Raw genomic sequence first — 11,880 nt, forward strand, 5'->3', positions numbered from 1 at the left:
CATCTTTCCCAACGAACCACGGCTCGTCATCAATTGTCAAAGTACGGACTTCCTGCCCGTGAAAATTAAAAATTTCGTTCATAAAGTTCCTTTCTAAATTCGGTATTTGGTAGTAAATTTTTTGATAGGTTGCTCATATCTCTTTCCTTCCTATTCTTCTCCCCATTTTGCTATAATTAAAGCAGGTCCTTAAGAAATTCTTCAAGTTCCTTACGCTGAGACTCAGCAAGCTCTGCTCTTTCAATAGCTTGCTGAGTCATCAGTGTTTTAAGACTACTACTTAATTTTTTTCTATCGATGTAACTATTTTTAAATCCCTTATTTGCCATATCTCTTTCCTTTCTTCTCAGCAATATAGGTCACGGTCCTCAATATCTCATTGAGGGCTGTTCTTTCTAATTCGTTCATCTTCCCCTCCTACTCCAGCACCTTACTGCCGACTACCAATCGTTTAACGACAACGTCCATCTCCTTAAATTCAGCATTCTCTGCACAGTAGCGGACGCTCTCGCTGATGATGTGACAAATAGATACTCCGTATTCGTTCGCCAGCTCCGTAGCGATCTCCCAGGCATCTTTGTCAATCCGTGTTACTTTTTGCGCTGCGTTGTTCATAGTATTTCCTCCTACAACATATCTTCCACCCTACACCCTAGCGCCTTGGCGATGACCACCGCCTGCGACAGCGTCACTGCCTTCAGGTCGTTCTCGATACGAGACAAGGTCGTGTAGTCTATCAAGGTTCGCTTGGCAAGCTCACGCAAGCCCAGCTTTTGAGCCGTTCTCAGCTCCCTCATTTTCGCTCCATACATCGACTTCTTCCTTTCTACTAATAGGTCTTTTCAAAACTGTTGGTACTTGTCAACAGTTTTGATAGAATTAATTCTATCGATTTTGAAAAAGTTTGACCTTTTTGATGTTTCCGTTTTGGTGACTATCTTGGTAAAAAAATTTCTTGCAATGGTTTATTAAAAAAACTATGCAAGAAAAACATTTCATCTTGAGTAAAAGGACGTTGCCCCTTTTCTTTCTGACGATATGCCGTTTCGGATATCCCAAGTTTATCTGCCAAATTTTTTTGCGTCAATCCTTTGGATTTACGTAATTCATACAAAAGTATTTGCAAATCATAACCACCTCCCTATCTGAAAATTAAATATAAAATTAGTACGATAATACCAGACCAGAACAATATACTCGGAATAAGTCCACCTCGAATTTCCAAGGAAGTTTTTGCATGATTGTCTTGATTTATCTTTTCGTAATCAAAGTTACCAAACAAGAATTTTTTCCAATCCATATTTTTCTCCTTTTTCTTGCAGGAGATACAGCCTATATGATACAATGACAGTACCCCTTTAAAGGGGAGGGGCTTTAGGTCAGCCCCTTGTAAACTTCTACCACTCTATTGAGTAGTGAAGTTCGAATTTGAACCAGAGAATTTGGATTTTTAAGCCGAATTCTCTTTTTTTAGGTCTTTGTTCCTGTCGCCTCATTGGCTGCACCTCCTTTTTTATTTGGTTGATTATCTCAACCATGATTTAATTATATCACCATTTTGGTGACAAGTCAACACTTTTTTAATGAAAAAACAAAAAAAGTTGCGTTTTCGGTGACTTTTTTATATAATCTACATATAACATAACAGGAGTAAAAAATATGGACTTAAAAAAATACATAGGAAATCAGATAAAGCTATTCAGAAAATCATCTGGTTTTACTCAAGATGAACTTGCTCAAAAGCTAAATACAACAAAACAAACCATTAGTAGATATGAAAAGGGGGAGCGTAAAGCTAATCAAGATATGCTATTTTCTCTATGCGATATTTTGGGTGTAAGTATTGATGACTTCTTTCCATCTATTAGTAATAATTCTGCCACCCCCACAGCGTCCCCAGATTTGCTCACACAGCAGATAACGGACAAGGTGGTACAATTAACCCCAGATAATAAAAAAATCGTGCTACGGACTTCTGAGGAGCTTCTGAAGAGTCAAGACGCAAACGGCGAGATTTACACAGAGCAAAACGAAGAAGAAACGAAGATAAACGAAGTATCGGAAGTTATCAGCTTGTACCAAGTTGAGGTTGTATCTGAGACGGCAGCAGCTTCTGGATTTAACTATGGATTTGGCTACGACGATACAGACAGAGAGACTATAGAGGTCGACGAGCAACCACCACATCACGATATTGCGACTAAGGTCAGCGGAGACTCCATGCAGCCTGACTACCAAGACGGAGATATTCTCTATTTAGTAGACAAAGGACTGACCACCTATAACGGAGACCTAGCAGTTATCGCATACGGAGACCGTTCTTACTTTAAGAAGATATACACCGAAAACGGACGCTTACGCCTAGTATCGCTTAATGACAAGTACGAAGACATCATCCTAGACTTCCCACCAGCCGAAGACACACACATCAAGATCTATGCAGTTGTCGGGGTGTATAGAGGGGAATAAATGACAATACAAAATAAACAGATTTTAAAGGCTTCAAAAAACTTTGAGAAAGTTCATTCAACATTTAAAAATAATAATAAATTCCGATTTTTGCCTAATTGGCTAGAAAAAGAATCTAATCTATTCTTGTCAGAAACACAAAACACTAGCAAGAGTTACAATGTTCTGAAACGTGGTTCTTTAATCTTTGTAGATTTTGGAATCAATATTGGCTCTGAATTATCAAATAGACACTGGGCTGTTGTCCTAAATAAAAATGATTCTCCAAAATCAAGGAATCTGACGGTACTTCCAATTAGTTCAAAAGAAAAAAAGTTTTCTGTTATGATTGACGAAGTTATACAGCAAAAATCCAAAAGATTCTTATTACCTATTCTTGACAAAATTGGTTTTGATTATTTTTCGATCATTCACTATGCACTTACAGAAATTACTCCTTTTGATTTAGGGAGTGCAGAAGAAATATATCAGGAATTTTTGATTCAATACGGAGATGCTTACAATTCAGAATCAGCTAAAGAAATCTATGACAACGGTGCAGGGATGGAAAAAGTGGAAAACACTAATAGAAAATTAAAAGATCTTGTTAACCATTATCAACGATTTAATAAAATTTCCTACGCAAAATGTGATCAGATAAAAACGATTAGTAAAGACAGAATTATTTACATAAACGAACTGGATCCTTGCGGAAAAATCAAGGTTAGTGACGAAACTTTAGATAGAATTGACGAAAAATTAAAAGAATTGTACTTAAAAAATTGACATTTATAAAAGTTTACTCTATAATTAGGTTACTTAGAGGTTTACCCTCATATTTTTAAACTTTGAGCCTTTGCGCTCCAGGGAAGTAGCTTAATTGTTACTTCCCTTTTTGAGTTATAAATACTTGAAATAAACAAAAACACCCCCATATTCGCCAATAGCAACCTCATCCCATAGGTCTATTGTGCAAAATTGATATTTTTTGAAAATTATATTACAATACAGCTATCAGGAGTTTAGCTCCATAAAGTTTAGGTTTGGATTTTAGATCCATAACGTGATGGTAGCCGTATTTGATACGACTACTTTTCTTTTCATATTCTAGTAAACATAAGTCGTTAAAATAAGTTGACGTTTGACAGAAATTAAAAAAAGAAATACACTAAGAATGTAAAAAAGCCTTGTTCGTCAAGGATAAAATCGTCTGGTGTACTTCTAAGAGGTACACCTTATTTTATTATCTGACGAGCTGCCAACTGTTTCCATTTTGGAAACAACTCAAAAAAATCCCCACACTCGCAAAGTTTGGCGACTCTGAGTGTGAGGATATCCAGTATAGTAAAAGGCATTAAAAGCCCTCTTTACTATACCCATTTTATCAAAAAAGTGAGGTAAATACAATGTGGATGGAAGAACTTCCCAACGGAAAATACAAATTTTTTGAGCGATATAAAGATCCATATACTGAGAAATTAAAAAAAGTTTCAGTCACGATGGAGAAGAAAACTCCCCAGGCAAGAAATCAATCTGCTATCTTGTTGCAAGAGAAGATAAATAAAAAACTCAGCACAAAACAAGTAGAAAGCATTACATTTGAAGAAATCTATAACCTTTTCTATAAATCATGGGCGCAAACAGTAAAGGAATCAACAAAACATAATTGTAAATCAGTTGATAAGAAGATGAAGGAAGTCATACCATCCGATACCATACTTGCTAATCTTGACAGGCGTTTTCTTCAAGAGGCTATTGAAAAAATTATTGAAAGCAACGGATATATTACAGCTAAAAAAGTACGGCATAGGCTCAGAGGTATCTTTAATTACGCCGTTCAATACTCTTACATTGAAAATAACGAGGTCGATTATACTACGATTCCTCAAAAACCAAAGACTTTAGAAGAACTGGAAAAAAAACGTAACAACTTTCTCACCATGCAAGAAATAAAAGCACTTGTCGATGTCCTTAATCGTCGAGAATATCACCAAAAGTACGCTGATATGGTTCTTGTGCTGGCATTAACTGGTATGAGATATGGTGAGTTAACTGCCTTACAACTGAAGAATATAGACTTCGAAAACAACAAAATTGAGATCACAGGTAATTTTGATTCAGTAAACAAAATCAAGACGCTACCAAAGACTACAAATTCAATACGGACAATCAAAGTATCAGAGAGTGTCATAGAAGCTATTCAAAGACAAATAGTACGACTTAGCGAACGTTTCCAGCCATTGTCAAGCGATGATTATATTTTCTGTTTTGAAAAATGGAATCAACCTACAACAATAGCTTGCTTCATACAGATATTAAAAAAATATGGAAAACAGGCTAAAATAGAAAAAAACTTATCTAGCCATATTTTTAGGCATTCTCATATTTCGTTTTTAGCAGAGTCTGGCCTTCCAATAAAATCAATAATGGATCGAGTTGGACACTCAAATGCAAAGATGACTTTGGAAATCTATTCTCATACTACTGAGGATATGGAGGATAAACTGGTCAATAAATTAGATACTATTTTTTAATTCTGCCCCTTGGTTGCCCCTTTTTGATTTCACAACACAACAAAACCCCTTGAAGACATTGATAATTCAAGGGGTTGCTTTATATCGTTATAATTCATCGGCTATCTTATTGATTTTTCTGAGTCTGTGATTGACACCACTTTTGGTCAGAGGGGTGCTGAGACTATCTGCCAACTGTTGGATAGAGTAGTCTGGGTGCTGAATCCTCAGTTGCGCCACTTCCTGCAAATCTACTGGCAAATTTTCTAAGCCCATGATATCTTTTATTTTACTGATATTGTTAATGGTCTTCATGCTGGCAGAAACTGTCCGAGCGATATTAGCTGTCTCGGCATTATTAGCCCGATTGAGGTCGTTACGGGTTTCTCGCAAAATCTTAACCCGCTCAAAATCATCCCGTGCCTGCATGGCTCCGATTACTATCAAGAAGTCCATAATGTCTTCTGCTCGCTGGAGATAGGTCACAGCCCCCTTCTTGCGCTCAAGCACCTTGGCATCCAGTAAAAACTGTTGGAGAAGGGAGGCAATTCCTTGCGCGTGGTCCAGATAAACAGAACTGATTTCCAACTGGTACTTACCTGATTCAGGGTCACGAATACTTCCATTTGCCAAGAAAGCACCACAAAGATAAGCACGACCTGCTTCCTCATCCGATAAAATCGCCTCATCAATACCTGTTTCCAGGTCAAAGAAAGAGTCTGCCAAGTGCAAATCACTTAACAAATCCTGCACCTTTTCATCTGTAAAAACGGTATAGACCCGATTCTTGCGAAGATTGCTCCGTTGGTGGTGACGAATTTCCGATTTGATTTCATAGAAATGGAGAAAGGACTCATAGAGGTGACGGGCCAGTTTGGCATTTTCTGTCACAACTGACAAAGTCAAGCCCGAAGTCGAGAGACCGATGCTACCAGACATTTTGATAATGGCAGATAATTCATACCGGCTCAGATGGTGTTGACCTAGGATTTCTTCTTTTACTGCTACTGTGAAACTCATTTTCTCACCTGTATAATCCGCATCAACTCATCCACAATCAAATCTCCATCGTGGAAGGCACCGCCATTTTCCAGACGAAGGAAGTTGGATGAAATCACGCGCGGAACTTGCTTACAAAGACCAGCAAAATCATGTTCCACCTGGACCAAGTATTCATCAAAGCGATTGGAATTCATGTATTCTTGAGGCACTTTTTCGATATTCACCAAGACCGTATCGATAAAAGGTCGGCTAAGGTGACGATGCAAGACTTCCACGTGATCACTATCTGTAAAGTGTTCTGTCTCCCCACGTTGGGTCATAATATTGCAGACATAGGCGATTTCTGCCTTGGTTTCCAAAAGCGCCTGCCCGATTTCCTTAATCACGATATTGGGCAAAATAGAGGTAAAGAGAGAACCAGGTCCGAGGACAATCATGTCACTTTCAAGAATGGTCTGGACTACTCGACGGCTGGCCAGAGGTGTATCATCGTTGAAGGTATTGGTTACATAGACATGGTCAATCATGCCTGGATGGTCTGCGATATGACTCTCTCCAGCCACTTCTGTCCCATCTTGAAAGACTGCATGCAAGGTCAAAGGATGGTCGCTGGAAGGATAAATCTTCCCAGTTGTATGGAAAAACTTGCTCAATAACTGCATGGCATTATAGGTCGAACCCTGCATTTCTGACAGACCTGCAATAATGAGATTGCCCAATGGATGGCCAGCAAAGGCTCCGGCATCCTCGGAAAAGCGATACTGAAAGACTTTCTCATAAAACTTAGGCATATCCGACATGGCCACAAGGACATTACGAAGATCACCTGGCGGTGTCAATTGCTGCATATTTTTTCGGAGTTCACCTGATGAACCACCATCATCCGCCACCGTTACGATAGCAGCGATTTCCACATCTTTTTCACGCAGACTTTTAAGAATGACGGGGATCCCAGTACCTCCACCAATCACCGTTATCTTTGGTTTTCTCATGAACGGTTTACCGTTTCCTTTCTCCGGTCTTTGTCGCGATGCCCTTCATTAACAGGCCAATTCTTGGATAAGTCCTGCGCCAAGCGTTTAGCAAAGGCCACACTACGGTGTTGTCCACCTGTACAACCCATGGCAATGGTCAAAACAGACTTCCCTTCCTTTTGGTAACTTGGCAAAATCGGCTCAATCAAGGCCAATAAATGCTGATAAAAATCTTCTGACTCAGGATGATTCATGACATAGTCATAAACAGGTTCATCCACACCCGTTTGGTTTCTCAGCTCTGGAAGGTAGTAGGGATTTGGCAAAAAGCGCACATCAAAAACCAAGTCTGCATCAATTGGGATTCCATATTTAAAGCCGAAAGACATGACTTCGATACGGAAAGACTGGGCTTGTTCTTGATCTGAAAACTGCTCTGCAATGGTTTTACGTAGCTCACGAGGAGTGAGTTCAGTTGTATCCACCACATTTTGGCTCATATTTTTCAAAGGCGCCAAGAGCTCACGTTCCAGCTTGATTCCATCCAAAATCCGACCATCTGCAGCTAGTGGGTGACTCCGTCTGGTTTCCTTGTAACGCGCGACCAATTCCTTATCAGCTGCATCCAAAAAGAGAATTTTAAAGTCCAGTTCTTCCTTGTTTTCCAACTCATCCAAAACAGTTTGAATCTCCGAGAAGAAAGAACGGCTACGCATATCCACTACCAAGGCCAACTTAGGATCGTCTTCCTTTGTTTCCACCAACTGCAAAAACTTAGGCAAGAGAGCTGGCGGCATATTATCAATAGTAAAATAACCCAAATCCTCAAAGGACTGAATGGCTACAGTTTTGCCTGCACCACTCATTCCTGTCACAATCACCAAGTGAAGTTGTTTCTTTGTCATCTTTTTCTCCTTATATCAAAAGAAGTTTGGCAACACCAAACTTCAACTAGCTTATCCAATCTCTGCGATGACTTCGATTTCGACTTTTACATCACGAGGAAGACGAGCTACCTCTACTGCTGAACGAGCTGGGAATTCCTCTTTAAAGGCCGTTTGGTAAACCTCGTTAAAAGGAACAAAGTCGTTCATATCGCTCAAAAAGCAAGTTGTTTTGACAACATGGTCAAAGTCAGTTCCTGCTTCTGCCAAAATAGCACCGATGTTTTTCAAGACTTGTTCTGTCTGTTCTTGAATCGTTTCTCCAACGATTTCTCCAGTTTCAGGAGAGAGAGGAACTTGACCACTAGCAAACAAAAGGTTGCCAACGATTTTTCCTTGAACATAGGGTCCGATAGCCTTTGGAGCCTTGTCTGTATGTATTGTTTTTGCCATTTTCTTTTCCTCACAATTTTTCTAAGATTGCATCCCAAGCCTCATCCATTCCTGCCTTGCTGACAGATGAAAAGAGGATAAAGTCGTCACTTGGGTCAAAGTTTAATTTCTTTTTGATTGCTGATTCGTGCTTGTTCCATTTACCACGAGGAATCTTGTCCGCCTTGGTCGCAACGATGATAACCGGAATCTCGTAATACTTGAGAAATTCGTACATCTGCACATCATCTGCTGACGGGTCATGACGGAGATCCACCAAACTGACCACTGCACGAAGATTTTCTCGAGTCGTTAGGTACTCCTCAATCATGCGCCCCCACTTTTCACGTTCCTTTTTGGAAACGCGGGCATAGCCATAGCCAGGCACATCCACAAAGCGCATCTTGTCGTCAATGTTAAAGAAGTTGAGCAACTGAGTTTTCCCAGGTTTCCCTGACGTACGAGCCAGATTCTTACGGTTCAGCATGGTATTGATAAAACTAGACTTACCAACATTTGAACGCCCTGCTAGGGCAATCTCTGGCAGTTCATCCTGCGGATAATGAGACTTGTTGGCTGCACTGAGCAAGATTTCAGCATTATGTGTATTGATTTCCATAGTCACCTCTAGGCTGTTTCCAAGATTGGTTTATCCGTTCCATCGACAGCTTCTTTTGTGATGCGAACCAATTTCACATTTTCCTGACTCGGTACTTCAAACATGACATCTAGCATGGTTTCTTCGATGATGGAGCGAAGACCACGCGCCCCTGTCTTCCGTTCGATGGCCTTATTGGCAATCTCTTGAAGAGCTTCGTCGTCAAATTCCAACTCGACATCATCATAAGATAACAAGGTTTGATATTGTTTGACCAAGGCATTTCTTGGCTCTTTCAAGATACGAACCAAGTCATCAATCGTTAATTGCTCAAGGGCTGCAAAGACAGGCAAGCGTCCAATCAACTCTGGAATAATACCGAATTTTTGAATATCTTCTGCGATGATTTCTTGCATGTAAGAGCTGTTTTCATCAATTGCTTTATTATTTTGACCAAAGCCGATAACCTTTTCACCCAGACGTTGTTTGACAATTTCTTCAATACCATCAAAGGCACCACCCACGATGAAGAGGATATTTTTAGTATCCACTTGAATCATTTCTTGTTGCGGATGTTTGCGTCCACCTTGAGGCGGCACGCTAGCAACAGTTCCCTCGATAATCTTGAGAAGGGCTTGTTGCACCCCTTCACCAGAAACATCCCGTGTGATCGATACGTTCTCGCTCTTCTTGGCAATCTTGTCAATTTCATCCACGTAGATAATCCCACGCTCTGCACGCTCGATATTAAAGTCAGCAGCCTGCAAGAGTTTAAGGAGAATATTTTCCACGTCCTCACCCACATAACCAGCCTCAGTAAGAGCTGTCGCATCCGCAATCGCAAAAGGCACATTCAAGCTCTTAGCCAAGGTCTGGGCAAGGAAAGTTTTCCCTGAACCAGTTGGGCCAATCATCAAAATGTTTGACTTCTGCAAATCCACATCTTCTGACTCCTCACGCGTATCGTGGAAGTTGATACGTTTGTAGTGGTTATAAACCGCCACTGCCAAGGCACGCTTGGCACGATCTTGACCGATTACATAGTGGTTCAAGATATGGAGGAGTTCGATTGGTTTTGGCACCTCAGACAAGTCTGCCAAGACTTCCTCAACCAATTCTTCTCGAATGATTTCCTGAGCCAACTCCACGCATTCATTACAAATAAAAGCATTGTTCCCAGCAATTATTTTTTGTACTTCTTCTTGGTTTTTGCCACAAAATGAGCAATAAACCATCATATCATTTTTTCTATTTGTAGACATGATTTCCTTCCATTCTATACTGTCATTCTATCTAAAATAAGGTCATGTAAAAAGCATGAATACTATTGACCAGATTGGTAAAGGCATTTAACCAAAGGAGGATAGAAAGCCCGTAACGCTTTTTACGAAAAGCCTGTGCTCCTGCCAGAAGGCAGATGAAACACAGAAAAGCCGTGAATAAACCAAATAAACTCCGTTCCATTAGACTTCCTTTCTCTTGTGATATTGGATGGTAAAATCATAAGGATTCTTCTCATCTTTGGCGTAGAATTTGCTTGAAACTGTCTCAAAAAGAGATAAGTCAAACTCCTCAGGAAAATAGGTATCTCCCTCCACCCGAGCATGAATGTGAGTGACAATTACTTCATCTAAGTAGGGTTCAAAAGCCTGAAAAATCTGCTTCCCACCGATAATGTAGAGATTCTTTTCTTGAGCCTGATACCAGTCGAGAACAGACTGGACGTCCTGAAAAGTAGCAACCCCATCTATCTTTTCTTCCGTGTTACGTGTCAAAATCAAGGTCTCCCGTTGTGGAAGCAAGCGACGTCCCATCCCATCAAAGGTTACCCGCCCCATCAAGATAGCATGATTCAGAGTTGTTTCCTTGAAATGTTGCAGTTCTGCTGGCAAATGCCAAGGCAGACGATTATCCTTACCAATCACACCCTCTTCATCCTGGGCCCAAATAGCTACGATTTTCTTAGTCATGCTTCCATCCTTTTTACTGATAGTACTATTTTATCAAAAAACTCAAAAAAAGACTGGTTTGGAATAGCTTACAAAATAGAAAAAATCTGTAAGAAATTTCCTACAGATTTATCTATGTTGCCTTGTTTCTTACAAACCAGGTGCTTGTCCAAGTTCTGCGGCAAGCATCCAGATTGTTTTATCCGTTTCATTTTTAGCGTCTGAGAAGATACCATTTGTCACATCATCACCTTCTTCATCAGTAACATCCAAACCTTTTTGGAAAAGTTCTGACAAGTAACGGTAGATAACAAGGACACGTTCCAAACTTTCTTCAACATTGCGGTATTCACCAGCTTCTTCTTCGATTTCACTGTTTTGAAGGAACTCTGTCAAAGTAGAGTATGGTTTACCACCGAGTGTAATCAATCGTTCACTGATTTCATCTAAATGACCATCAAGAGCATCCATGTACTCATCCATTTTTGGATGCCATACCATAAAACCGCGTCCACGCATGTACCAGTGCACTTGATGCAAAGCAACGTGGGCTACGTACAAATCAGCAACAGCTTGATTCAAAACTTCCTTTGTTTTTGCCAATGCTACTGGCGCTGCTTTTGTTAATGTTGCGACATCTTTTGCTGCTTCTTTTTTCAATTCTACCATTTTATTTTACCTCATTCATTATTTTTATGTAACCACTTCTTAATGATTACTACCTTAGTATACTACTAAGGAAAACCAATAGCAAGCAAAATAACCCACATGAGAAAAGTTGCAATAGACTGATAATTTAAGAATTCTTTAGAAGACGAAAAGAGGGTTGGATGCTTATAGTCAATGGAAATCCATCAGCAAACTAGGAAACTAAACCCAGCTTGACCAAAGCACAAGTTTTGAGGTCGCAGGTAGAACTGACCAAGCTGATGTGGTTTGAAGAAATTCCCCAAGACTATAATAGATTGAAATAAGATGTAACCAAGTCGATTAGGAAAGACAAATGAATTTCTAAAAATGTTTTAGCAACCGCAATGTTCTGGTCTATATTCAATCTACTATATAATACTCTTCGAAAAT

17 protein-coding genes and 1 pseudogene are annotated in these 11,880 nt (G+C 39.8%); 3 read left to right on the top strand and 15 right to left on the bottom strand.

Annotated features, from left to right (window positions below; all coding sequences use genetic code 11):
* The 6 genes and pseudogenes from HT688_RS12315 to HT688_RS10810 form a co-directional block, all read right to left on the bottom strand.
* Positions 1–82, bottom strand: a pseudogene (locus HT688_RS12315) (ORF6C domain-containing protein); the annotation flags it as partial.
* A 94-nt stretch (positions 83–176) separates the two neighbouring features.
* On the bottom strand, positions 177–329 hold the full coding sequence (locus HT688_RS10790; protein ID WP_001284486.1) for a hypothetical protein: 153 nt from the start codon (positions 327–329) through the stop codon (positions 177–179).
* Positions 330–417: 88 nt separating this feature from the next.
* Positions 418–615: a hypothetical protein gene (locus HT688_RS10795; protein ID WP_001057654.1), complete on the bottom strand. Its 198-nt coding sequence runs from the start codon at positions 613–615 to the stop codon at positions 418–420.
* Positions 616–626: 11 nt separating this feature from the next.
* Positions 627–812: a helix-turn-helix domain-containing protein gene (locus tag HT688_RS10800; RefSeq protein WP_000274132.1), complete on the bottom strand. Its 186-nt coding sequence runs from the start codon at positions 810–812 to the stop codon at positions 627–629.
* Positions 813–934: 122 nt separating this feature from the next.
* Positions 935–1,114, bottom strand: coding sequence for a helix-turn-helix transcriptional regulator (locus HT688_RS10805; RefSeq protein ID WP_284525284.1), 180 nt, complete (start codon positions 1,112–1,114; stop codon positions 935–937).
* A gap of 27 nt (positions 1,115–1,141) precedes the next feature.
* Complete coding sequence (locus HT688_RS10810) at positions 1,142–1,300, bottom strand: hypothetical protein (RefSeq protein WP_166727863.1); 159 nt, start codon at positions 1,298–1,300, stop codon at positions 1,142–1,144.
* Positions 1,301–1,659: 359 nt separating this feature from the next.
* Here HT688_RS10810 and HT688_RS10815 point away from each other — a divergent pair, with 359 nt between their 5' ends.
* The 3 genes from HT688_RS10815 (at position 1,660) to HT688_RS10825 (ending at position 4,982) form a co-directional block, all read left to right on the top strand.
* A complete protein-coding gene (locus HT688_RS10815; RefSeq protein ID WP_172923785.1) occupies positions 1,660–2,469 on the top strand; it encodes an XRE family transcriptional regulator in 810 nt (269 codons plus the stop codon).
* Positions 2,470–3,234 (top strand): type II toxin-antitoxin system PemK/MazF family toxin, encoded by a 765-nt coding sequence (locus HT688_RS10820; RefSeq protein ID WP_000155204.1) that lies wholly within the window; start codon positions 2,470–2,472, stop codon positions 3,232–3,234.
* A 620-nt stretch (positions 3,235–3,854) separates the two neighbouring features.
* Positions 3,855–4,982, top strand: coding sequence for a tyrosine-type recombinase/integrase (locus HT688_RS10825; RefSeq protein ID WP_000266849.1), 1,128 nt, complete (start codon positions 3,855–3,857; stop codon positions 4,980–4,982).
* An 87-nt stretch (positions 4,983–5,069) separates the two neighbouring features.
* Here the strand turns inward: HT688_RS10825 and whiA are convergent, their stop codons facing one another.
* The 9 genes from whiA to HT688_RS10870 form a co-directional block, all read right to left on the bottom strand.
* Positions 5,070–5,981 (bottom strand): DNA-binding protein WhiA, encoded by a 912-nt coding sequence (whiA, locus tag HT688_RS10830; RefSeq protein WP_100104578.1) that lies wholly within the window; start codon positions 5,979–5,981, stop codon positions 5,070–5,072.
* Positions 5,978–6,955: a YvcK family protein gene (locus tag HT688_RS10835; protein WP_001231073.1), complete on the bottom strand. Its 978-nt coding sequence runs from the start codon at positions 6,953–6,955 to the stop codon at positions 5,978–5,980. The genes whiA and HT688_RS10835 overlap by 4 nt, the downstream gene beginning before the upstream one ends.
* Positions 6,952–7,842 (bottom strand): RNase adapter RapZ, encoded by an 891-nt coding sequence (rapZ, locus tag HT688_RS10840; RefSeq protein ID WP_023937468.1) that lies wholly within the window; start codon positions 7,840–7,842, stop codon positions 6,952–6,954. Before rapZ ends, HT688_RS10835 begins: the two co-directional genes overlap by 4 nt.
* Positions 7,843–7,893: 51 nt before the next feature.
* Positions 7,894–8,274: a RidA family protein gene (locus tag HT688_RS10845; protein ID WP_001140420.1), complete on the bottom strand. Its 381-nt coding sequence runs from the start codon at positions 8,272–8,274 to the stop codon at positions 7,894–7,896.
* Between the two features lie 10 nt (positions 8,275–8,284).
* A complete protein-coding gene (gene yihA / locus HT688_RS10850) occupies positions 8,285–8,872 on the bottom strand; it encodes a ribosome biogenesis GTP-binding protein YihA/YsxC (protein ID WP_000405202.1) in 588 nt (195 codons plus the stop codon).
* Between the two features lie 8 nt (positions 8,873–8,880).
* Positions 8,881–10,113 (bottom strand): ATP-dependent Clp protease ATP-binding subunit ClpX, encoded by a 1,233-nt coding sequence (gene clpX / locus HT688_RS10855; protein WP_000106340.1) that lies wholly within the window; start codon positions 10,111–10,113, stop codon positions 8,881–8,883.
* A 31-nt stretch (positions 10,114–10,144) separates the two neighbouring features.
* Positions 10,145–10,315 (bottom strand): hypothetical protein, encoded by a 171-nt coding sequence (locus tag HT688_RS10860; protein WP_000442276.1) that lies wholly within the window; start codon positions 10,313–10,315, stop codon positions 10,145–10,147.
* Positions 10,315–10,821: a dihydrofolate reductase gene (locus tag HT688_RS10865; protein WP_000162465.1), complete on the bottom strand. Its 507-nt coding sequence runs from the start codon at positions 10,819–10,821 to the stop codon at positions 10,315–10,317. Before HT688_RS10865 ends, HT688_RS10860 begins: the two co-directional genes overlap by 1 nt.
* A gap of 129 nt (positions 10,822–10,950) precedes the next feature.
* Positions 10,951–11,469 carry a Dps family protein gene (locus tag HT688_RS10870; protein WP_023937471.1) on the bottom strand — a complete coding sequence of 173 codons (519 nt, stop codon included), beginning with the start codon at positions 11,467–11,469 and terminating at the stop codon, positions 10,951–10,953.
* Positions 11,470–11,880 lie beyond the last annotated feature (411 nt).

Origin of the sequence: Streptococcus sp. 1559, from assembly GCF_013276735.1 — a bacterium.
Classification (GTDB): domain Bacteria; phylum Bacillota; class Bacilli; order Lactobacillales; family Streptococcaceae; genus Streptococcus; species Streptococcus pseudopneumoniae.

Coding starts and splice junctions, on each gene's coding strand:
- HT688_RS10800 (WP_000274132.1), bottom strand. CDS start 812: ATGTATGGAGCGAAAATGAGGGAGCTGAGAACGGCTCAAAAGCTGGGC.
- HT688_RS10835 (WP_001231073.1), bottom strand. CDS start 6,955: ATGAGAAAACCAAAGATAACGGTGATTGGTGGAGGTACTGGGATCCCC.
- HT688_RS10790 (WP_001284486.1), bottom strand. CDS start 329: ATGGCAAATAAGGGATTTAAAAATAGTTACATCGATAGAAAAAAATTA.
- HT688_RS10865 (WP_000162465.1), bottom strand. CDS start 10,821: ATGACTAAGAAAATCGTAGCTATTTGGGCCCAGGATGAAGAGGGTGTG.
- whiA (WP_100104578.1), bottom strand. CDS start 5,981: ATGAGTTTCACAGTAGCAGTAAAAGAAGAAATCCTAGGTCAACACCAT.
- HT688_RS10815 (WP_172923785.1), top strand. CDS start 1,660: ATGGACTTAAAAAAATACATAGGAAATCAGATAAAGCTATTCAGAAAA.
- yihA (WP_000405202.1), bottom strand. CDS start 8,872: ATGGAAATCAATACACATAATGCTGAAATCTTGCTCAGTGCAGCCAAC.
- HT688_RS10860 (WP_000442276.1), bottom strand. CDS start 10,315: ATGGAACGGAGTTTATTTGGTTTATTCACGGCTTTTCTGTGTTTCATC.
- HT688_RS10810 (WP_166727863.1), bottom strand. CDS start 1,300: ATGGATTGGAAAAAATTCTTGTTTGGTAACTTTGATTACGAAAAGATA.
- HT688_RS10845 (WP_001140420.1), bottom strand. CDS start 8,274: ATGGCAAAAACAATACATACAGACAAGGCTCCAAAGGCTATCGGACCC.
- HT688_RS10825 (WP_000266849.1), top strand. CDS start 3,855: ATGTGGATGGAAGAACTTCCCAACGGAAAATACAAATTTTTTGAGCGA.
- HT688_RS10820 (WP_000155204.1), top strand. CDS start 2,470: ATGACAATACAAAATAAACAGATTTTAAAGGCTTCAAAAAACTTTGAG.
- HT688_RS10795 (WP_001057654.1), bottom strand. CDS start 615: ATGAACAACGCAGCGCAAAAAGTAACACGGATTGACAAAGATGCCTGG.
- rapZ (WP_023937468.1), bottom strand. CDS start 7,842: ATGACAAAGAAACAACTTCACTTGGTGATTGTGACAGGAATGAGTGGT.
- clpX (WP_000106340.1), bottom strand. CDS start 10,113: ATGTCTACAAATAGAAAAAATGATATGATGGTTTATTGCTCATTTTGT.
- HT688_RS10870 (WP_023937471.1), bottom strand. CDS start 11,469: ATGGTAGAATTGAAAAAAGAAGCAGCAAAAGATGTCGCAACATTAACA.